The sequence below is a fragment of the Pseudomonas sp. MWU16-30322 genome (genome assembly GCF_020515535.1).
GTDB classification, from domain to species: Bacteria; Pseudomonadota; Gammaproteobacteria; order Pseudomonadales; family Pseudomonadaceae; genus Aquipseudomonas; species Aquipseudomonas fluorescens_H.
On the sequence record NZ_JAIWYL010000003.1, the window covers coordinates 581,910 to 601,354 of the forward strand.

General features: G+C 62.0%; 18 protein-coding genes. 8 read left to right on the forward strand and 10 right to left on the reverse strand.

Features of this window, described 5'->3' with window-relative positions:
- Position 1: 1 nt before the first annotated feature.
- On the reverse strand, positions 2-1,354 hold the full coding sequence (locus LCH64_RS08405; RefSeq protein ID WP_226499957.1) for a 3-oxoacyl-ACP reductase: 1,353 nt from the start codon (positions 1,352-1,354) through the stop codon (positions 2-4).
- A 283-nt stretch (positions 1,355-1,637) separates the two neighbouring features.
- On the opposite strand from LCH64_RS08405, the gene LCH64_RS08410 reads away from it, so the two are divergent.
- The 3 genes from LCH64_RS08410 to LCH64_RS08420 all read left to right on the forward strand — a co-directional run bounded on the left by LCH64_RS08410 (position 1,638) and on the right by LCH64_RS08420 (position 5,568).
- Complete coding sequence (locus tag LCH64_RS08410) at positions 1,638-2,915, forward strand: acetyl-CoA C-acetyltransferase (protein WP_226499958.1); 1,278 nt, start codon at positions 1,638-1,640, stop codon at positions 2,913-2,915.
- A gap of 323 nt (positions 2,916-3,238) precedes the next feature.
- Positions 3,239-4,135 carry a PA4780 family RIO1-like protein kinase gene (locus LCH64_RS08415; protein WP_003221347.1) on the forward strand — a complete coding sequence of 299 codons (897 nt, stop codon included), beginning with the start codon at positions 3,239-3,241 and terminating at the stop codon, positions 4,133-4,135.
- Positions 4,136-4,365: 230 nt separating this feature from the next.
- Complete coding sequence (locus tag LCH64_RS08420) at positions 4,366-5,568, forward strand: MFS transporter (RefSeq protein ID WP_226499959.1); 1,203 nt, start codon at positions 4,366-4,368, stop codon at positions 5,566-5,568.
- Here the strand turns inward: LCH64_RS08420 and cueR are convergent.
- From cueR to LCH64_RS08435, 3 genes are all read right to left on the reverse strand, one after another.
- Complete coding sequence (gene cueR, locus LCH64_RS08425) at positions 5,522-5,935, reverse strand: Cu(I)-responsive transcriptional regulator (protein ID WP_007962968.1); 414 nt, start codon at positions 5,933-5,935, stop codon at positions 5,522-5,524. The two genes, LCH64_RS08420 and cueR, sit on opposite strands and share 47 nt — an antisense overlap.
- A complete protein-coding gene (locus LCH64_RS08430) occupies positions 5,932-8,325 on the reverse strand; it encodes a heavy metal translocating P-type ATPase (protein WP_226499960.1) in 2,394 nt (797 codons plus the stop codon). Before LCH64_RS08430 ends, cueR begins: the two co-directional genes overlap by 4 nt.
- Before the next feature lie 194 nt (positions 8,326-8,519).
- On the reverse strand, positions 8,520-8,903 hold the full coding sequence (locus tag LCH64_RS08435) for a hypothetical protein (protein WP_226499961.1): 384 nt from the start codon (positions 8,901-8,903) through the stop codon (positions 8,520-8,522).
- Positions 8,904-9,051: 148 nt separating this feature from the next.
- On the opposite strand from LCH64_RS08435, the gene LCH64_RS08440 reads away from it, so the two are divergent.
- Both LCH64_RS08440 and LCH64_RS08445 read left to right on the forward strand, forming a co-directional pair.
- On the forward strand, positions 9,052-9,252 hold the full coding sequence (locus LCH64_RS08440) for a cation transporter (RefSeq protein WP_226499962.1): 201 nt from the start codon (positions 9,052-9,054) through the stop codon (positions 9,250-9,252).
- A 235-nt stretch (positions 9,253-9,487) separates the two neighbouring features.
- Entirely contained in the window at positions 9,488-10,690 is a 1,203-nt protein-coding gene (locus tag LCH64_RS08445; RefSeq protein ID WP_103484569.1) for a multidrug effflux MFS transporter, read from the forward strand.
- Between the two features lie 4 nt (positions 10,691-10,694).
- On the opposite strand, the gene LCH64_RS08450 is transcribed toward LCH64_RS08445, so the two are convergent.
- From LCH64_RS08450 to LCH64_RS08460, 3 genes are all read right to left on the reverse strand, one after another.
- Complete coding sequence (locus tag LCH64_RS08450) at positions 10,695-10,868, reverse strand: hypothetical protein (RefSeq protein WP_003221361.1); 174 nt, start codon at positions 10,866-10,868, stop codon at positions 10,695-10,697.
- Between the two features lie 154 nt (positions 10,869-11,022).
- Positions 11,023-12,036 carry a zinc-binding alcohol dehydrogenase family protein gene (locus LCH64_RS08455; protein WP_226499963.1) on the reverse strand — a complete coding sequence of 338 codons (1,014 nt, stop codon included), beginning with the start codon at positions 12,034-12,036 and terminating at the stop codon, positions 11,023-11,025.
- Between the two features lie 32 nt (positions 12,037-12,068).
- A complete protein-coding gene (locus LCH64_RS08460; protein WP_226499964.1) occupies positions 12,069-12,362 on the reverse strand; it encodes a putative quinol monooxygenase in 294 nt (97 codons plus the stop codon).
- Positions 12,363-12,480: 118 nt separating this feature from the next.
- Here LCH64_RS08460 and LCH64_RS08465 point away from each other — a divergent pair, with 118 nt between their 5' ends.
- The 3 genes from LCH64_RS08465 (at position 12,481) to LCH64_RS08475 (ending at position 15,970) form a co-directional block, all read left to right on the forward strand.
- Positions 12,481-13,410 carry a LysR family transcriptional regulator gene (locus LCH64_RS08465; RefSeq protein ID WP_007962958.1) on the forward strand — a complete coding sequence of 310 codons (930 nt, stop codon included), beginning with the start codon at positions 12,481-12,483 and terminating at the stop codon, positions 13,408-13,410.
- A 316-nt stretch (positions 13,411-13,726) separates the two neighbouring features.
- Positions 13,727-14,458, forward strand: a complete 732-nt coding sequence (locus LCH64_RS08470; protein WP_226499965.1) for a helix-turn-helix transcriptional regulator — start codon at positions 13,727-13,729, stop codon at positions 14,456-14,458.
- 129 nt (positions 14,459-14,587) lie between these two features.
- Positions 14,588-15,970 carry an MFS transporter gene (locus tag LCH64_RS08475; protein WP_226499966.1) on the forward strand — a complete coding sequence of 461 codons (1,383 nt, stop codon included), beginning with the start codon at positions 14,588-14,590 and terminating at the stop codon, positions 15,968-15,970.
- Positions 15,971-16,088: 118 nt separating this feature from the next.
- Here the strand turns inward: LCH64_RS08475 and LCH64_RS08480 are convergent, their stop codons facing one another.
- The 3 genes from LCH64_RS08480 to LCH64_RS08490 form a co-directional block, all read right to left on the reverse strand.
- Entirely contained in the window at positions 16,089-17,042 is a 954-nt protein-coding gene (locus LCH64_RS08480; RefSeq protein ID WP_103484564.1) for an adenosine deaminase, read from the reverse strand.
- Between the two features lie 82 nt (positions 17,043-17,124).
- On the reverse strand, positions 17,125-18,090 hold the full coding sequence (locus LCH64_RS08485) for a 2-oxoglutarate and iron-dependent oxygenase domain-containing protein (RefSeq protein WP_226499967.1): 966 nt from the start codon (positions 18,088-18,090) through the stop codon (positions 17,125-17,127).
- Between the two features lie 143 nt (positions 18,091-18,233).
- Positions 18,234-19,307 (reverse strand): BMP family ABC transporter substrate-binding protein, encoded by a 1,074-nt coding sequence (locus tag LCH64_RS08490; protein ID WP_226499968.1) that lies wholly within the window; start codon positions 19,305-19,307, stop codon positions 18,234-18,236.
- Positions 19,308-19,445 lie beyond the last annotated feature (138 nt).

Consider the following 19,445-nt stretch of genomic DNA (forward strand, 5'->3'; position numbering starts at 1 on the left):
CCTAGGCCCCCAGAACACTTTGTCCACAGACCCGCAGCGCCTGCCCGGTGAACGCGCCGGTGCCCGGTTGTGCCAGCCACGCGACGGCTTCGGCGACGTCCTGCGGCAAACCGCCCTGGCCCAGCGAACTCATGCGCCGCCCGGCTTCGCGCAAGGCGAACGGAATGTGCGCGGTCATCTGGGTTTCAATGAAGCCCGGGGCCACGGCGTTGATGCTGATGCCGCGTTCGTGCAGCGTTGGCGCCCAGGCCTGCGCCAGACCGATGAGGCCGGCCTTGCTCGCTGCGTAGTTGGTCTGTCCGCGATTGCCGGCGATGCCGCTGATCGAGGCCAGCAGAATCACTCGCGCATTGTCGTGCAGGGTGCCGCTGTCGAGCAGGGCCTTGGTCAGTACTTGCGGGGCGTTGAGGTTGACCGCGAGCACCGCGTCCCAGAATTCCGGGGTCATGTTGGCCAGGGTCTTGTCGCGCGTGATCCCGGCGTTGTGCACCAGAATGTCGAGGCCGTCCGGCAGTTGTTCGATCAGTTGCGCGGCGGCATCTTCGGCGCAGATATCAAGGGTGATCGCCCGGCCGCCAAGACGTGCGGCGAGGGCTTCCAGATCAGACTTGGCCGGGGGGACGTCGAGCAGAATCACCTCGGCGCCATCGCGGGCGAGGGTTTCGGCGATTGATGCGCCGATCCCGCGTGCCGCGCCGGTGACCAGTGCCCTGCGTCCGGCCAATGGCCGGGTCCAATCGGTGACCGGCGTGGCGCATGGGCTCAGGCGAATCACCTGCCCGGAGACAAAGGCACTTTTCGGCGAGAGGAAAAACCGCAGCGGGCCTTCCAGTTGATCTTCGGCACCCTCACCGACATAGATCAGTTGCAGCGTGCCGCCGCTGCGCAGCTCCTTGGCCAGCGAGCGCGAAAAACCTTCGAGCGCCCGTTGCGCACTGGAGGCGAAGGGCTCGCGCAGGGTTTCCGGGGCGCGGCCGAGAATCACCAGATGTGCGCTGCTGTCGAGATTTTTCATCAGCGGCTGGAAGAACTCGCGCAGCTGTTTGAGCTGGTCGGTGTGCTGCAGATCGCTGGCGTCGAATACCACGGCCTTGAGTTTCGGCCCGTGCCCGGGAATCCACGCGGTGGCCAGCGACGGTTCGCTGCCGTAGCTGTAGATCGCATCGGTCAGGCGGTTGGCAAACGCATTGACCCGCTCGGCCAGCGGCCCGCCGCCGATCAGCAGCGCACCGTCCACCGGCCGCAGGCGTCCGGCCTGCCAGCGTTCCAGCCGCACCGGCGACGGCAGGCCCAAAGCCCCGACCAGACGGTGGCCGATGGATGAGTTGGCGAAGTCGATATAGCGGTCAGACATGGAACGCTCTCCAAATGTTGGGGTTCAAAGTGTGGACTACCAACGGCAATCAATCGTTCGATCCACACAATAAGGCCTACGCTAGAACAGCAGAGTAGTTGGCCGCTGATGGTTGTGTGGCCAAACACAAATTCAGAAACAACGTTGAACCCTGTAGGAGTGAGCCTGCTCGCGATAGCGATTTGTCAGATACAGATGTTTTGACTGACACGATGCGATCGCGAGCAGGCTCACTCCTACAAAGGATTCAGGTGAATTCGACCATTTGGAAAAGGAGCTTTTCATGAGTCAGCTGCGCCGCGTCGCCATCATCGGTGGTAACCGTATCCCTTTCGCCCGCTCCAACGGGCCGTACGCCACTGCCAGCAATCAGGTGATGCTCACCGCCGCGCTTGAAGGCCTGATCGAACGCTATAACCTGCACGGCCTGCGGATTGGCGAAGTGGTGGCGGGTGCGGTGCTTAAATTGTCACGGGATATGAATCTGACCCGCGAATGCGTGCTCGGCTCGCGGCTGTCACCGGCCACTCCGGCCTATGACATCCAGCAAGCCTGCGGCACCGGGCTGGAAGCTGCGCTGCTGGTGGCCAACAAAATCGCCCTCGGCCAGATTGACTGCGGCATTGCCGGTGGCGTCGACACCACCTCGGACGCGCCGATCAGCGTCAGCGAAGACCTGCGCAAAATCCTCCTGCAGGCCAACCGTGCCAAGACCACCGGCGACAAGCTGAAAACCTTTCTGCAACTGCGACCACGGCACCTGATCCCGGAGTTCCCGCGTAATGGCGAGCCACGCACCGGCCTGTCGATGGGCCAGCACTGCGAACTGATGGCGCAGACCTGGAACATTCCCCGTGAAGAACAGGATCAACTGGCCCTCGAAAGCCATCACAAACTCGCCGCGTCCTACAGCGAAGGCTGGCACAACGATCTGATGACGCCGTTTCTCGGCCTGACCCGCGACAACAATCTGCGCCCCGACCTGACCCTGGAAAAACTCGCCACGCTCAAACCCGCTTTCGAAAAAAGCGCCAAGGGCACGCTGACGGCAGGCAACTCCACGCCACTCACCGACGGCGCCTCAGTGGTGCTGCTGGGCAGCGAGGAATGGGCGAAAGAACGTGGTTTGCCGATCCTCGCGTATCTGCGCGATGGCGAAGCGGCGGCGGTGGATTTCGTCAACGGCGCCGAAGGTCTGTTGATGGCGCCGGTGTATGCAGTGCCGCGCTTGCTGGCGCGTAATGGGCTGACCTTGCAGGATTTCGATTACTACGAAATTCATGAAGCATTCGCTGCGCAGGTGCTGTGTACGCTCAAGGCCTGGGAAGACCCCGAATACTGCAAGACGCGCCTGGGGCTGGACGCGCCGCTAGGCTCGATCGACCGCAGTCGATTGAATGTGAAAGGCAGCTCGCTGGCGGCCGGGCATCCGTTTGCCGCGACCGGTGGGCGAATTGTCGCGAGCCTGGCGAAACTGCTGGATGCGGCAGGCAAGGGCAGGGGGCTGGTTTCGATCTGTGCCGCTGGTGGCCAAGGTGTCACCGCAATTATCGAACGTTGAGCGCAATCCCCCTGTGGGAGCGGGCTTGCTCGCGAAGGGGTCGTGTCAGGCGCCGTCATTGTGTCTGACAGACCGCTTTCGCGAGCAAGCCCGCTCCCACAGGGGAAATGAATGCCAATGTCAGATTCTGTCGCAAATGCCCTCGACGCCGATTACCAACATTTCAAACCGGCTCAGCTATGATCGGCAATGCTCGATTATTTCGGCACAGTGTGTGCATCCATAGGGTTCACAGGTCGGCACCCCCTCCCCGTAGCGCGAGGATTGCCGTATAACGAGTGACATTCGCGTGTTTGGTAATAAAGGACCCACAATAAAAGCTGATGAAGACTCCAAAACGCATTGAACCCCTGATCGAAGACGGTCTGGTCGACGAAGTGCTGCGCCCACTCATGAGTGGTAAAGAAGCAGCTGTTTATGTGGTGCGCTGCGGTAACCAGTTACGTTGCGCGAAGGTCTACAAGGAGGCGAACAAACGCAGTTTCCGCCAGGCAGCCGAGTATCAGGAAGGTCGCAAGGTGCGTAACAGCCGGCAGGCCCGGGCGATGGCCAAGGGCTCGAAATTCGGTCGCAAAGAGACCGAAGACGCCTGGCAGAACGCCGAAGTCGCGGCGCTGTTCCGTCTGGCCGGTGCCGGTGTGCGAGTGCCCAAGCCATACGACTTTCTGGATGGCGTGCTGCTGATGGAACTGGTGGCCGACGAGTATGGCGATGCCGCGCCGCGTCTGAACGACGTGGTGCTGGAGCCGGATCAGGCCCGCGAGTATCACGCGTTCCTGATCTCGCAGATCGTGCTGATGTTGTGTACCGGTCTGGTGCACGGTGACCTCTCGGAGTTCAACGTGCTGCTGACCCCGACCGGCCCGGTGATCATCGACCTGCCGCAGGCGGTGGATGCCGCCGGTAACAACCACGCGTTCAGCATGCTCGAACGGGATGTGGGCAACATGGCGTCGTACTTCGGGCGCTTTGCCCCGGAGCTGAAGCAGACCCGCTACGCGAAGGAAATGTGGGCGTTGTACGAAGCCGGCACCTTGCACCCCAACAGCGTGCTGACCGGTGAGTTCGACGATCCGGAAGATCTGGCCGACGTTGGCGGTGTGTTGCGCGAGATCGAAGCGGCGCGTCTCGACGAAGAGCGCAAGCAGGCGATCCGTGCGGCGGATGACGAGCCCAAGGGCAAGTCCGACGAACCACCGCCGCCACCGTGGATGCAGTAAGCGCTTGAACAGAAACCCGGCTTCGGCCGGGTTTTTTGTACCTGCCTCATTGCCAAATCCGCCGCTGATCCCCTGTGGGAGCGGGCTTGCTCGCGAAGGCGGTGTGTCAGCCAACAAGGATGGCGGCTGATAAGGCCCCTTCGCGAGCAAGCCCGCTCCTACAGGGTTTTGTGGTGTTCCTGGAATGTGTGTGGGAATCTTGTCCGCCCTCGCACACTCAAGGATTGAATGTGAACGCCCGCCTCATCATCACTGCCCGGCTGATCTCCGACTTCGGCGCCTTCCTCAACATGGTCGCGCTGGCGACCTATGTCTACCTGCTGAGCAACAGCGCCATGAGCGTCGGGATCTTTCTCGCCAGCCGGGTTGGCGGGGGGATTTTTGCCAGTCTGATCGGTACGCGCTTCTATCGGCGCTGGAGTGGCCGGGTGCCGCTGATCGCCTTCGATCTGCTGCGCGCGGCGCTGCTTGGCCTGCTGTTGATCCTGCCAGTGAGCCAGCAGGCGTTGCTGTTGCCGGTGATCGCCTTCGGCCTGGGTTTTGGCAATTCGATGTTCGCCATCGGCCTCAACAGCCAGTTGCCGAGGCTGATCGACCGGGCGCAGCTACTGAAAACCAATGCCTGGATCACCTCGGCGTCATCCGCAGCGATGGTCGGCGGCAGTCTGGTCTCCGGCTTGCTAGTGGCGGCATTTGGTTTCGCAACGGTGTTTGCGCTCAACGCGCTGACCTATGTGCTGGCGGCGCTGTTGATTGCGCCGTTGCGCTTCGCCGTTGCAGAAGTCAGCGAGCAATCAACCAGCGAACGCGGCGAATGGTCAGCTCTGAAACAAGGCCTGCGCAGCGCTCCGGTGATCGCCGCGATGCTTGCCGTGACCATGGCCGACACCTTGGGCAGTGCCGCGCACAACGTCGGGTTCCCGATCATCTCCAGACTGCTGACCCCTGATTCGGCCAGCACCACGCTGGGTCTGATGTTGGCGGTATGGGCCAGCGGCAAACTGCTCGGCGCACGGATTGCCAGTCGCCTCAAAGGCACGGGTAACCGTGATTTGGAGCGACGGTATTTCTTCGGCGTGGCGTTGATGTCCTGCGGTTTTATCCTGATGTTCCAGCAGCACAGCCTTTACGGCCTGCTGCTGTTTTCGCTGCCGGCGGGGCTGGGGGACGGTTTCTCCGAAGTCAGCCTGATGTCGCGTCTGCAGCGTGAACCGGAGCATTTGCGCCTGCCGATTTTCAGTTTCCTGACCTTGCTGCAAATGACCGGGTTCGGCGTCGGCATGCTGGTTGCCGCGCCGTTTTACGGCTGGTGGACGCCGTGTGCCGTGGTCATGCTGTTCCACGGCATCCCGCTCGGTACGCTGTTGACCGTGAAGCTCCTGGCGCTCAGGCGCGGGCGGGTTGCGCGCAGCAGCCCGACGCCAGTTCCTTGAGGATCGGGCAGTCGGGGCGATGGTCGCCATTGCAGTGCTCGACCAGGTCCTGCAGGGTGTCGCGCAACTCGCCGAGCTCGCGGATCTTCTGGTTCAGCTCGTCGATGTGCTGACGCGCCAGGGCCTTCACATCGGCACTGGCGCGTTGGCGGTCCTGCCACAGGGTCAGCAGCTTGCCGACTTCCTCCAGAGAAAATCCCAGATCCCGCGAGCGCTTGATGAACGCCAGCGTGTGCAGGTCATCATCGCTGTAGACCCGGTAGCCGCTGTCGGTGCGATGGGCTGCCTTGAGCAGGCCGATCGACTCGTAATAGCGGATCATCTTTGCGCTCAGGCCACTGTGCCGGGCCGCTTGGCCGATGTTCATCGCTGTTCCTCCAGATCCTTCGGTTTCCAGGTTTTCAACAGTAGCGCATTGCTCACCACGCTGACGCTCGACAATGCCATCGCCGCGCCGGCCAGCACCGGGTTGAGGAAGCCGAACGCCGCCAGCGGAATGCCGATCAGGTTGTAGACGAAGGCCCAGAACAGGTTCTGGCGGATCTTCGCGTAGGTCTTGCGGCTGATCTCCAGCGCCGCCGGCACCAGCCGTGGATCGCCGCGCATCAAGGTGATGCCGGCGGCGTGCATCGCTACGTCGGTGCCGCCGCCCATGGCGATGCCAATGTCGGCCGCCGCCAGTGCAGGGGCGTCGTTGATGCCGTCGCCGACCATCGCCACCACCCCGGTTTTCTTCAGTTCGGCGACGGTCGCGGCTTTGTCGGCGGGGAGCACTTCGGCGTGCACGTTTTCAATGCCCAGCGCCTCGGCCACCACACGCGCGCTGCCACGGTTGTCGCCAGTCAGCAGATGACTGTGGATCCCTCGGGCGGCCAATTGCTGTACCGCTTGCAGTGCGCCGGGCTTGAGCGTGTCACCGAAGGCGAACAACCCAAGCACCCGCGCTTCTGGGCTTTGTTCGATCAGCCACGACAAGGTCCGGCCTTGGTTTTCCCAGGCCTTGGCGGACTCGGCGAGGTGGCCGGCGCTCAAGCCGCTTTCTTCCAGCAAGCGCCGATTGCCCAGCGCCAGGCGCCGACCGGCAAGCGTGCCGGCGATGCCGCGCCCGGTCAGGGATTGGCTGTCGCTGACATCCGGCACCTGCAAGCCGCGCTCGGCGGCAGCGTCCAGCACGGCTTTGGCCAGCGGGTGCTCACTGCCGCGTTGCAGGGCACCGGCCAGTGTCAGCAGGGTATTTTCATCGCCATCCAGCGCACTGAAATGGGCGATGCGCGGGGTGCCGGAAGTCAGCGTGCCGGTCTTGTCGAAGACCACGTTGTCGACTTCATGGGCACGTTCCAGCGCTTCGGCGTCTTTGATCAGAATGCCGTGACGCGCAGCCACACCCGTGCCGGCCATGATCGCCGTCGGCGTGGCGAGGCCGAGGGCGCACGGACAGGCAATCACCAGCACAGCGACCGCGTTGATCAATGCGGTTTCCATGGGCGCGCCGTACAGCCACCAGCCGACCAGTGTCGCCAAAGCGATCAGCAGCACGGTGGGCACGAACACCTGGCTGACTTTATCCACCAGTTTCTGGATCGGCGCTTTCGCCGCCTGAGCGTCCTCGACCAGACGGATGATCCGCGCCAGCACACTTTCCGCACCGAGGGCGGTGGTGCGTACCAACAGGCGACCTTCACCGTTGATCGCACCGCCGGTGACTTTGTCGCCCGGTTGTTTTGGCACTGGCAGGCTTTCGCCGCTGATCAGCGCTTCGTCTGCGTGGCTCTGCCCTTCGAGCACTTCGCCGTCGACCGGGAAACGTTCGCCGGGTTTGACCAGCACCTGATCATTCAGGCGCAGAGCGCTGATCGCCACGTCTTGCTCGCGACCGTCAATGACCTGAATCGCCCGCTCCGGACGCAAGGCTTCGAGGGCGCGGATGGCGCTGGCGGTCTGGCGCTTGGCGCGGCTTTCCAGGTATTTGCCGAGGAGCACCAGGGCGATCACCACCGCCGAGGCTTCGAAATACAGATGCGGCATGCGCCCGGCGGCGGTGGCCCATTCGTACAGGCTCAAGCCATAACCGGCGCTGGTGCCGAGGGCGACCAGCAAGTCCATGTTACCGGCCCCGGCGCGCACGGCTTTCCACGCGGCCACGTAAAACCGCGCACCGAAAATGAATTGCACCGGGGTGGCGAGGGCGAATTGCGCCCAGGCCGGGAGCATCCAGTGGATGCCGAACGGTTGTAGCAACATCGGCAGCACCAGCGGCAAGGCCAGGGCGATGGCGCAGATCAGCGCCCAGCGTTCATGTTGCAGGCGCTGTTGCTGGTTATCGGTAGTGGGGTGATCGGCTTGCCAGACGCTGGCCGAGTAGCCGGCCTTGCTCACCGCGTCGAGCAGCGATTGCGGGTCGACCTGACCGAGCAATTCGAGGTGTGCGCGTTCGTTGGCGAGGTTGACGCTGACGCTCTTCACCCCGGGGACTTTGTTCAGGGCGCGTTCGACGCGACCGACGCACGAGGCGCAGGTCATGCCGTCGATGCTCAATTCCATGGTCTGCTGCGGCACGCTGTAACCGGCGCGCTGCACCGCCTCCATCAACGCCGGCAAGCTGCCACCCGGCGCCTGGACGCGAGCCTGTTCGGTGGCGAGATTGACGCTGACGCCACTGGCGCCGCTGACTTTGCGCAACGCCCGCTCGACACGCCCGGCGCAACTGGCGCAGGTCATGCCGGCAATCGGCAGGTCGAAGGTGATGGAATCGGACATCGGTCTTACTCCCTGTAGAAGATGCCTACAAGGATCAACCTTGCCATGCGGGCAAGGTCAAGCGCCAATATTTGACTCAGCACAAAACCAATGTGGGAGCGGGCTTGCTCGCGAAAGCGTTGTGTCAGTCAACATCATCGCTGAATGACACACCGCATTCGCGAGCAAGCCCGCTCCCACATTTGGCGTTTCGCTTAGTATTCGAGGGCGGCAGGTCGCAGGTACAAGCCTTTGGCATTTGCCGCGATCCGGTACTTCACCACATCGCCGGCCTTGAGCGAGATCTCCTGCGGGGGCGGCGCGAGCATGCCTGCCTGGCAACCCGGCACCTGACCAGGCAACTGTTTCAGACGAATGGAAATCGTGCCGTGGGGCAGATTGAAGGAAGTGGTCTGTTCCTGCAGCAGGCGCCCAGCGAGTTCATCATTGACGTACACGCCAATCTCGCAGGGAGTCGGCACTTCCAGACGCTCGCGCGAGATGATCAGAACGGCGTAATCCTCACCGGTCGCGTTGGCCTGGGGCAGGGCGGCAAAGAGGCTGAGCAAGCCAAACAGGCTGAAAGCTGACCAGCGCATGGCTGAATCTCCTGAGTTTGAGTCATTGGTGTGCGCAGCTTGGCTGAGCGCAGCGCCGATTGCCAGCCCGGCATTTTTTTCCAGAACTTGACCTTGCCATGGTGGCAAGCTCGACACTGCCGGCAACTTCACTCAAGGGAGTCCATCCATGCAAGTGTTCAGCGTTCAAGGCATGTCCTGCGGCCATTGTGTCAATGCCATCACCCACGCCGTGCAGGCGAAAGATCCGGCGGCCAGCGTGCGGGTCGATCTGGCGGCCAAAGAAGTCGGCGTCGAGAGTTCGCTCAGCGCGAAGCAGGTGATCGAGGTTATCAGCGAAGAGGGTTACCCGGTAAAACTCGCCGGTTAACGACAAATCCCCTGTGGCGAGGGAGCTTGCTCCCGCCGGGTCGCGAAGCGGCCCTTTTTTTCCAATTGAAAAACACTGGGCCTGCTGCGCAGTCCAGCGGGAGCAAGCGCCCTCGCCACAGGTTTCAGGTGTAGGTCATCTGATTTCTAATAGTTAGCGAGCTATCGGAATGTTCAAGGCGCCCCTGCGCGGCTAGACTGTCGGGCTGCCGACTTTTATCCAACCTGGATGCCTGATGAACTTCCGTACCATTCTGATTCTCGGTGCCTTGAGCGCCTTCGGTCCGCTGGCGATCGACTTCTATTTGCCGGCGTTTCCGTCGATGGCGCTGGCCTTTGGCACTGATGAAAAGCATGTGCAACTGACCTTGGCGGCCTATTTCGCCGGCCTGTCGATCGGTCAATTGCTATACGGCCCGGTGGCCGACCGTTTTGGGCGGCGTCTGCCACTGCTCGTCGGGGTTGGCCTGTTCACCCTGGCCTCGCTGGCCTGTGCCTATGCACCGAATCTGGAGTGGCTGATCGGCGCGCGTTTCGTTCAGGCGCTGGGCGGCTGCGCGGGAATGGTGATTTCACGAGCGGTGGTCAGCGACAAGTGCGATGCGGTCGGTTCGGCGAAAGTCTTTTCGCAGTTGATGCTGGTGATGGGCCTTGCGCCGATCCTCGCGCCGCTGCTCGGTGGTCTGCTGGTCAACACCACGGGCTGGCAGTCGATCTTCCTCGTGCTGACCGGCTTCAGCGCACTGGCCGGCCTCGCCGTGGCACTGGGTCTGCCGGAAAGTCTGCCGGACTACGTGCCGCGCCAGCCGTTGTCCGGTGCGTTGCGCCAATACGGCCGGTTGTTCGGCGACCGGGTGTTTCTCGGCCACGCCCTGACCGGCGGCATCGCAGTTGCCGGGATGTTTTCCTACATCGCCGGTTCGCCGTTCGTCTTCATCAAACTCTATGGCGTACCGGCCGAGCATTTCGGCTGGCTGTTCGGCACCAACGCAGCGGGTTTCATTCTGGTGGCCCAGGTCAACGCGCGGCTGTTGGCCAAGCGCGGTCCGGCCTTCCTGCTGTCGCGGGCGGTGTGGGTGTACCTGTTGGCCGGTGTCTCTTTGCTCGCAGTCAGCTCGTTGCACACCGAAGCCTTGTGGCCGCTGTTGATTCCGTTGTTCGTGTGTATTGCCAGCCTCGGCTGCATCCTGCCAAACGCAGCGGCGTGTGCGATGAACGGTCAGGGCGCGCGCGCCGGCAGTGCCTCGGCACTGATGGGTTGCCTGCAGTTCAGCGTGGCTTCCGGCGCGGCTTCGCTGGTGGGCGTTCTGCACGACGGCAGCGCCATACCGATGGCCATGGTCATCAGCCTGTGTGGATTACTGGTGGTGAGTGTCGCGATGTACACCCGGCATTTGCAGAATGCCCGGGCGTTGGCGCAAGCACAGGCCGAAGCCTGATACGTCAGCCAGCAGCGCGTTGCTGTCCGGAGTCGGGAATCTGATGGGGCGCGTGCAGGCGCGCTTCAAGGGTGCGGGTGAAGGCGAGGGCCTCGGCTTCACTGCGAAATGTCACGGCGTGCTGGTCCAGACGAACCTGCCATTGGGACTTTGCCACTTCTTTTATCAGGATCTTCATTACTGACCTCCCTTGCGTAAAAGATGTATCGCAGAGGCTTCGAGTGTAGACCTGAATACGATCGCATTTGTGACAACGGAGAAGCATCTGACTGACGGCAAAAATCAGCGCCAGCCCTTGGATGGTCTGGCGCTGATTGCGGGCCTTCGGATTCTTAGAAACTTTCTAAAACAATTTTCCCCTTGGCTTTGCCACTTTCCAGCAACTCATGCGCGCGACGCAGGTTCGCCGCGTTGATCGTGCCGAAATGCTCGCCCACCGTAGTCTTCAACGTTCCCGCATCAATCAGATCGGCCACGCGGTTGAGCAGTTTGTGTTGTTCGATCATGTCCGGGGTTTCGAACAGCGAGCGGGTGTACATGAACTCCCAGTGCAGCGACAGGCTCTTGCGCTTGAGCTTGCTCACGTCCAGCGACTTCGGATCGTCGATCAACGCCAGTTTGCCTTGCGGTGCCAGCGCCTCGACCAGTTGATCCAGGTGCAGATCAGTCTGGGTCAGGCTGGCGACATGGGTCACGTGATCGATGCCGGCGCGTTTCAGTTCTTCGCTCAGCGGCTGGCTGTGGTCGATCACCAGGTCGGCGCCCAGCTCCGTCACCCAGTCGCGAGTCTGTGCACGGGATGCGGTGCCGATGACCTTCAGGCCGGTCAACTGGCTGGCCAGTTGGGTGAGGATCGAACCGACGCCGCCAGCGGCGCCGACGATCAGCAGGCTTTGACCTTCATCGGTCTTGCCCTCACGGATCTGCAGGCGTTCGAACAGCAGCTCCCACGCGGTGATCGCGGTCAGCGGCAGCGCAGCAGCTTCGGCGAAGCCGAGGGATTTCGGCATGTGGCCAACAATGCGCTCATCGACCACGTGCAGCTCGCTGTTGCCACCGGCACGGGCGATGGAGCCGGCGTAAAACACTTTGTCGCCGGCCTTGAACAGCGTCACTTCACTGCCGACGGCCTTGACCACACCGGCGACGTCCCAGCCCAGCACTTTTGCTGCGCCGTTTTCCGGCGCCACGTTCTGCCGCACCTTGGTGTCGACCGGGTTGACCGAGATGGCTTTGACTTCCACCAGCAGGTCGCGCGGCCCGGCGACCGGCTCCGGCAGTTCGATGTCTTGCAGGGATTTTTCGTCGCTGATCGGCAGGGAGGCGTAATAGGCGATGGCTTTCATGACTTGCTCCGTAACGGTAATAGAAGAAGGGCTCAGGCGATGGTGCCCAGACGTTTCAATTGGAAGTGTTCGATGCACTGGCCGGCGGCGGCCTGGAAGTTCTGAAAATGGGGGCTGGCGTTATGCGCCTGGAGGATTTCCTCGCTGGCCCAATGTTCGATCACATAAAAAGTCAGCGGATCGGCCAGGTCGCGGTGCAGGTCGTACTGGCTGCAACCCTCCTCGGCGCGGCTCGGTTCAACCAGTGCGCGCAGGGCGTTTTCGAGGGTGTCCTGCTGACCGGGTTTGGCGATCAGGGTGGCGATGGCGGTGAATGCTTGGGACATGTTTGGCTCCAGTCGCGGGATAAATTCGCTTGAGCAGATCATTGGCTATTTCTCGGCGCGATAAAACCGGCTAAAAGAGCAGTCTCTTTCAATATTTTTTTGATAATCGAGGCTGAGAATGCTGCGTTTCGACGATTTGCAGTTGTTCGTTCGCGCCGCGGATCTGGGCAGCCTGTCTGCGGCGGCGCGGGTGATGGACATGTCCGCCGCGGTGGCCAGCGCCGCGCTCAAACGTATCGAACAGCAACTGGGTGTGCGTCTGCTGGCGCGTTCGACCCGCAGCCTGCGCCTGACTGCCGAGGGCGAAGGCTTTCTCGAATATGCCCGGGCCGCGTTGAGTTCGCTGGACGAAGGCCGGCGTTTTCTCTCCAGCGCGCAGGATCAGGTCAGCGGCATCCTGCAGTTGTCGGCCCCTTCGGATTTCGGCCGCAACCTGTTGTTGCCATGGCTCGACGAGTTTCAGCGCGAGCATCCGAAACTGACCGTGCGCCTGCTGCTCGGTGACCGGATCGCCGACCTGTTCCGCCAGCCGGTGGACATCGCCCTGCGCTATGGCGAGCCGGAGGACTCGAGTCTGGTCGCCTTACCCATCGCCCCGGACAATCGCCGCGTGCTTTGCGCGTCGCCGGCATACCTGGCGCGCCACGGTGAGCCGCGTCAGCTCGAACAACTGGCGCAGCACAATTGCCTGCTGTACATGCTCGGCAGTCGCGTGCACGACCATTGGAGTTTTCATGATGGCAAACGTGAAGTCGGGCTGACGGTCAGTGGCGATCGCTTCAGCGATGACGCCGACGTCGTGCGGTTGTGGGCGGTGGCGGGGGCAGGAATCGCCTACAAGTCGTGGCTCGATGTCGGCGCGGATGTCCTCGCCGGACGCCTCAAAGTGTTGCTGCCGGAACTGCTTTGCGAGCGTGCTCCGCTGAATCTGTTGTGCGCCCATCGCGCACAATTGAGTAAGCCGGTGAACCTTTTGAGGGAAATGCTCGCCAGCCGATGCGCCGAATTGAGTAGTCAATTTCCCCATTTCCCGAAAGTTGATCATTAGTCGCAGGCAATTAGCGAAATTTCTCTCAGGAACTATCACCATTCGTGTCAGCCACGGCGCAGGAAGCGGCGTGCATCCCGCTTATACTAGCCACCGCCTCAAACCTGCACCGATAACCGGCCAGGACAGAATCCGGCCGGTTTTTGCAGGGCCGGGCGAGCGCTGCACAAACGCCGCGGACACGCCATTGACGGGGGCAGCAGCACTGGCCTGGCGTGCTCCGGTTCATGGCGTTTTACCCGTCTTGGCCGACGACCCATTAGTGGTCAAGATGTCTTCGAGCAGTAGACGATACGATTCAACAGGGAGTGAGTACATGGAACATGCACCTTGCATCAGCCAGATCGCCACGCTGCTGGCCGACCCCAAGCGCAGTGCGATGATGTGGGCGTTGATGGATGGCTCGGCCCGCCAGACCGAAGAGCTGGCGCTGCTGGCAGGGTTGTCGCCATCCTCGGCCAGTGCGCATCTGGGGCGTTTGTCCGGCGGGGGCCTGTTGAAGGTCGAGGTTCGCGGGCGCAAGCGCTTTTTCCGCCTGGCTGCCCCGGAAATCGCAGCGGCCATCGAAGCCCTGGCCAGCGCCACGATCGCCAGCGCACCGCGGGACATTCCTCACGTATTCAAACGCTCGACGCCGAGCGCCAATCCCCAGACCGCGCCGTCTTCGCTGCTGCGTGCGCGCTTTTGCGATGACCATTTGGGGGGCACGCTGGCCGCCGATCTGTATCAGCGTCTGCTCGATGCCGGCTGGCTCGAACAGATCGAGCAGCGGGTCGTGGTGACGCTCAAAGGCTCGACACAACTGGCCAACCGCGGGGTGTTCATTCAGGCCCTCGCCCATCGCAAGGCCCAAGTGGCGTGCGCCTGTCCGGACTGGAGCGAACGTCGCCCGCACCTGGGCGGCTCACTCGGCGCGGCAGTGCTGCAACTGTTCATGCAGTCCGGCTGGCTGGCGCTGCCCAAGGACTCCCGCGCGTTGCAGGTGACTCCGGCCGGGCAACGGGAAATCCACCGTTTCGCCAGGGAAACCGAGCTGGAATTGGCGTAGTAGAGCGTTCGCCGGCCGACACTTCGACGCTGGCGTCGCCGGTGACTGCGAACAGGTCGTATCCAGAAAAAGCGCTGAGGCGTAATCCCGCACACTCGATCCGCACACATTGTGGAGGGGGGATGGGACATGGATACGCGAAACTTCAGCGCGGCAGAACGCCTGGAACGGCTACCGCTCAGCGGTTATCACCGGGTCATTTTCATCATCATCGCCCTGGCGTTCTTTTTCGATTCCATGGACCTGGCCATGATGACGTTCCTGCTCGGCTCGATCAAAACCGAGTTTGGCTTGAGCAGCGCACAAGCCGGTCTGCTCGCCAGTTCGAGTTTTTTCGGCATGGTGCTGGGGGCGTCGCTGTCGGGCATGCTCGCCGACCGCTTCGGGCGCAAACCGGTGTTTCAGTGGAGCATCGTGCTGTGGGGCGTGGCCAGTTACCTGTGTTCGACCGCGCAAACGGTGGAGAGCCTGACGCTGTTCCGCATCCTGCTCGGAATCGGCATGGGCATGGAGTTTCCGATTGCGCAGTCGATGCTTTCGGAGCTGATCCCGGCGCAACGGCGCGGACGCTACATTGCATTGATGGACGGTTTCTGGCCGCTGGGTTTCGTTGCTGCCGGGGTGCTGTCGTACTTCTTGCTGTCGTTGATTGGCTGGCGCGACATCTTTCTGGTGTTGGCGGTGCCGGCGGTATTCGTGCTGGCGATCCGTTTCTTCATTCCCGAATCACCGCGCTGGCTGGAACAGGCCGGACGCCACGAAGCCGCGGATAAGGTCCTCGGCGCCATCGAGGCGCGCGTGCGTACATCGCTCGGTGTCGCGACGCTGCCTGAGCCGGTGCGCCTGCCAAGGACAGTGACGCCGCCGGGCAACTTCTTCTCGGCACTCAAGCAGATCTGGTCGCCACAATACCGCCAGCGCACCACGATGATCTGGAGCCTGTGGTTTTTCGCCTTGCTCGGGTTTTACGGGCTGACATCGTGGCTCAGTGCGTTGTTGCAACAGTCGGGTTTTGCCGTGACCCAGTCGGTGTATTACACCGTGTTGATATCGCTGGGCGGGATTCCCGGGTTTCTGATAGCGGCGTGGCTGGTGGAACGCTGGGGGCGCAAGCCGGTGTGCATCGTGACGTTGCTCGGCGGCGGTGTGATGGCGTTTCTCTACGGGCAGAGCGCGGTATTCGGCGGCAACGTCGCGCTGCTGATCAGCTCCGGGCTACTGATGCAGTTTTTCCTGTTCGGCATGTGGGCAGTGCTCTACACCTACACGCCGGAGTTGTACCCGACCTCGGCGCGCGCCACCGGCTCGGGCTTTGCCTCGGCGATTGGTCGCGTCGGCTCGTTGCTCGGGCCGTTTGTGACCGGGTTGGTGTTCCCGATTACCGGGCAGGGTGGGGTGTTTGCGCTGGGGGCGCTGTGCTTTGCGATTGCGGCGGGGGTGGTGTGGCTGTTCGGGATGGAGACGCGGGGCAGGACATTGGAAGAGCTGACTGAAACCCAATCCATCGGCTAACACCGATCCAATGTAGGAGTGAGCCTGCTCGCGATAGCGGTCTGTCAGGTAACACATCGGTGTCTGACACTCCGCTATCGCGAGCAGGCTCACTCCTACAAAGGTTTTGCGGTGTTGCTTACGGTTTTACCAGGCGCGCATCCAGGCTGTTCTGCGCCAGGCGCTTGGCCTGATCCTGGGTCATGCCCAGGTGTTCATGCAGCGCATGGAAGTTCTCGGTGACATAACCGCCGAAGTACGCCGGGTCATCCGAGTTGACGGTGACCTTCACCCCACGCTCGAGCATGTCGAGGATGTTGTGCTGCGACATGTGATCGAACACGCAGAGCTTGGTGTTCGACAGTGGGCACACGGTCAGCGGGATCTGCTCGTCGATGATCCGCTGCATCAGGCGCTCGTCTTCGATGGCGCGTACGCCATGGTCGATGCGCTGGATTTTCAGCAGGTCGATAGCCTCCCAGATGTACTCCGGCGGGCCTTCTTCACCGGCATGGGCGACGGTCAGGAAGCCTTCGTCACGGGCGCGGTCGAAGACACGCTGGAACTTGCTTGGCGGGTGACCCATCTCGGAACTGTCGAGGCCGACGGCGACAAACGCATCACGGAACGGCAGCGCCTGATCGAGGGTTTTCTGTGCTTCGTCTTCGCTCAGGTGGCGCAGGAAGCTCAGGATCAAACCGCTGGTGATGCCCAGTTGCTGCTCGCCATCCTTGAGTGCCGCGGCGATGCCGTTGAGCACCACTTCGAACGGGATGCCACGGTCGGTGTGGGTCTGCGGGTCGAAGAACGGTTCAGTGTGAATCACGTTCTGCGCTTTGCAGCGCAGCAGGTAGGCCCAGGTCAGGTCGTAGAAGTCCTGCGAGGTGCGCAGCACGTCGGCGCCCTGATAATACAGGTCGAGAAATTCCTGCAGGTTGTTGAAGGCGTAAGCCTTGCGCAGGGTTTCGACATCGCTCCACGGCAGGGCGATCTTGTTGCGTTCGGCCAGGGCGAACAGCAACTCAGGCTCCAGCGAGCCTTCCAGATGCAGGTGCAGTTCGGCCTTGGGCAGGGCGTTGAGCCAATCGTACATATTCTTTTCTCATCAGGTGCAGATGGCGGCCATTCTACAGATGCGCGCCGAAACAATTGGCAAAACCTGACCAAGCGATCCATCACACTGCTTGCGGCTCGCGACGATAGGCGTAGGTATCGGCGAAGCGCGACAGCAGGAATTCGGCGCAGGTGGTGGTCGGATATTTCGCCGGATGCTGTGCGTCCTGGCAACCGGGCAGGCATTCGATACGGGTGTCCGGGTGCGGCTCGGCGAAGAACGGCATCGAATAGCGATCCACCCCCAGCGGGCTGATCACCCGGTGCGGCGTCGAGCGATAACGGTCATTGCTCCAGCGCGCCATCATGTCGCCGAGGTTGACCACGAAGGTGCCGTCTATGGGCGGCGCGTCGATCCATTCGCCTCGCACGTTCTTGACCTGCAGGCCGCCAGCGCTGTCCTGATAGAGCAGGGTGATGCAGCCATAATCGGTGTGCGCTCCGGCGCCTTGCTGCTCGGCGCTGCTGGCAGTGTGGCGCGGCGGGTAGTGGATCATCCGCAGCACACTGACCGGTTGATGGAAGCGTGTGTCGAAGAAGTCGCGTTCGATGCCTAGCGCGATGGTCATTGCGCGCAGCAGGGTTTGCGCGAGCGCCTGCATGTCGAGGTAGTGCTGCTCCATCAGCGCTTCCCAACCGGCGATTGGCGGATGACGATTGGGCCCGCGCAAGGGTATTTCCGCGAGCACGTCGGGATGGTTCGCCGGCAGGTGCAGGCCCATGTCGAAGGTTTCTTTGAGGTCGCTGGGTTTGTCCGGGTCGAGCTGTTCGGTGGCGATCGCACCGTAGCCGCGATGATGGCGGGTCCGGGTGATGTCGATCTGCAGTTTTTCTTCTGCCGGTAGCGCAAAAAAGCGCTGGGCGTGGTCGAGCAGCGAGTCGATGCGCTGCGCGGTAATCGGGTGGCCCTTGATGTAGAAGAAGCCCCATTCGCGGCAGGCGTGGTCGATCTTCGCGGCGACGGCGGGCCAGGCGTTTTGGTCGTTGGTGTAGAGCGGTGAGATGTCGATGATCGGAAGACTGTTCATACACAATCCTAAAGAACGCTGAAGAACCATTGTAGGAGTGAGCCTGCTCGCGATAGCGGTGTGTCATTCAGCATCATCGGTGACTGACACACCGCTTTCGCGAGCAAGCCCGCTCCCACAGGGGAATGGAGGTGGGGCCGGGATTACTTCGGCATCTCGGCCTTCATCCCTTCCACGTAATAGTTCATCGACGCCAATTCCGCATTGCTCGCGCTCACTCCGGCCGGGATTTTCTCGACCCCGGCCTGATCCTTGATCGGCCCGGTGAACGGTTGCAGCGTACCGCTCTTGATGTCGGCAATGATCTGCTCGGCCTCGGCTTTCACCGGCGCCGGTACCAGGTTGCTGATCGGCAGTTCAACCGTGCCTTCCTTCAACCCGCCCCAGTAATCCTGGGATTTCCAGCTGTGGTCGATCACGCTTTGCGTGGCTTGAATGTAGTGCGGCGCCCAGTCGTTGACGATAGAGGTCAGCACCGCTTTCGGGCCGAAGTGCGCCATGTCCGAGGCGTAACCCACGGCGTACACGCCACGCCGTTCGGCGGCCTGGATCGGCGCCGGGCTGTCGGTGTGCTGGAACACCACGTCCACACCCTGATCGATCAGCGCGTTGGCGGCATCGGCTTCCTTGCCCGGGTCGAACCACGAGTTGACCCACACCACCTTGATCTCGGTGCCAGGGTTGTACTTGTTCAGCGCCAACTGGATCGCGTTGATGTCGCGGATCACTTCCGGAATCGGGAACGAAGCGACGTAGCCGATCTTCTTGCTCTTGGTCATCTTCGCCGCGAGAAAACCGCCGACGTAACGACCCTCGTAGGTGCGCGCCAGATAGGTGCCGAGGTTCTTGTCCTGCTTGTAGCCGGTGGCGTGTTCGAAGGTCACTTTGGGGAACTGTTTGGCGACTTTCAGCGTCGGGTTCATGTAGCCGAAAGAGGTGGTGAAGATCAGGTCGTAGTTGTCCTTGGCCATGTTGCGGATCACCCGCTCGGCGTCGGCGCCCTCGGCCACGTTCTCGACGTAATTGGTGGTGATCTGCGCGCCGAATTTCTCCGCCAGCGCCTTGCGCCCCTGTTCATGCTGATACGTCCAGCCGTGGTCGCCGATCGGGCCGATGTAGACGAAACCGACCTTCAGCGGATCGGCAGCGCTGGCGCTCAGGCTGATCCCCAGGCCGATGGCGGCGCACAGCAGTTTGTGCAGCGGACGTATTTGCATGAATTGGAGCTCCATTTTGTTGTGTGTGGACAGGGGCAATGCAAATTGCTGACCAACAGGACAACAAACAATCCGAAACCGAGGCGCGGCCTTCGCGAGCAAGCCCGCTCCCACAGGGGAATGCATTCCAAATGTGGG

Excerpts from the sequence above, each read along its gene's own strand:
- LCH64_RS08405 (WP_226499957.1), bottom strand. The coding sequence starts at position 1,354 with ATGTCTGACCGCTATATCGACTTCGCCAACTCATCCATCGGCCACCGT.
- LCH64_RS08490 (WP_226499968.1), bottom strand. The coding sequence starts at position 19,307 with ATGCAAATACGTCCGCTGCACAAACTGCTGTGCGCCGCCATCGGCCTG.
- LCH64_RS08485 (WP_226499967.1), bottom strand. The coding sequence starts at position 18,090 with ATGAACAGTCTTCCGATCATCGACATCTCACCGCTCTACACCAACGAC.
- LCH64_RS08465 (WP_007962958.1), top strand. The coding sequence starts at position 12,481 with ATGCTGCGTTTCGACGATTTGCAGTTGTTCGTTCGCGCCGCGGATCTG.
- LCH64_RS08455 (WP_226499963.1), bottom strand. The coding sequence starts at position 12,036 with ATGAAAGCCATCGCCTATTACGCCTCCCTGCCGATCAGCGACGAAAAA.
- cueR (WP_007962968.1), bottom strand. The coding sequence starts at position 5,935 with ATGAACATCGGCCAAGCGGCCCGGCACAGTGGCCTGAGCGCAAAGATG.
- LCH64_RS08435 (WP_226499961.1), bottom strand. The coding sequence starts at position 8,903 with ATGCGCTGGTCAGCTTTCAGCCTGTTTGGCTTGCTCAGCCTCTTTGCC.
- LCH64_RS08410 (WP_226499958.1), top strand. The coding sequence starts at position 1,638 with ATGAGTCAGCTGCGCCGCGTCGCCATCATCGGTGGTAACCGTATCCCT.
- LCH64_RS08440 (WP_226499962.1), top strand. The coding sequence starts at position 9,052 with ATGCAAGTGTTCAGCGTTCAAGGCATGTCCTGCGGCCATTGTGTCAAT.
- LCH64_RS08450 (WP_003221361.1), bottom strand. The coding sequence starts at position 10,868 with ATGAAGATCCTGATAAAAGAAGTGGCAAAGTCCCAATGGCAGGTTCGT.
- LCH64_RS08475 (WP_226499966.1), top strand. The coding sequence starts at position 14,588 with ATGGATACGCGAAACTTCAGCGCGGCAGAACGCCTGGAACGGCTACCG.
- LCH64_RS08445 (WP_103484569.1), top strand. The coding sequence starts at position 9,488 with ATGAACTTCCGTACCATTCTGATTCTCGGTGCCTTGAGCGCCTTCGGT.
- LCH64_RS08470 (WP_226499965.1), top strand. The coding sequence starts at position 13,727 with ATGGAACATGCACCTTGCATCAGCCAGATCGCCACGCTGCTGGCCGAC.
- LCH64_RS08430 (WP_226499960.1), bottom strand. The coding sequence starts at position 8,325 with ATGTCCGATTCCATCACCTTCGACCTGCCGATTGCCGGCATGACCTGC.
- LCH64_RS08460 (WP_226499964.1), bottom strand. The coding sequence starts at position 12,362 with ATGTCCCAAGCATTCACCGCCATCGCCACCCTGATCGCCAAACCCGGT.
- LCH64_RS08415 (WP_003221347.1), top strand. The coding sequence starts at position 3,239 with ATGAAGACTCCAAAACGCATTGAACCCCTGATCGAAGACGGTCTGGTC.
- LCH64_RS08480 (WP_103484564.1), bottom strand. The coding sequence starts at position 17,042 with ATGTACGATTGGCTCAACGCCCTGCCCAAGGCCGAACTGCACCTGCAT.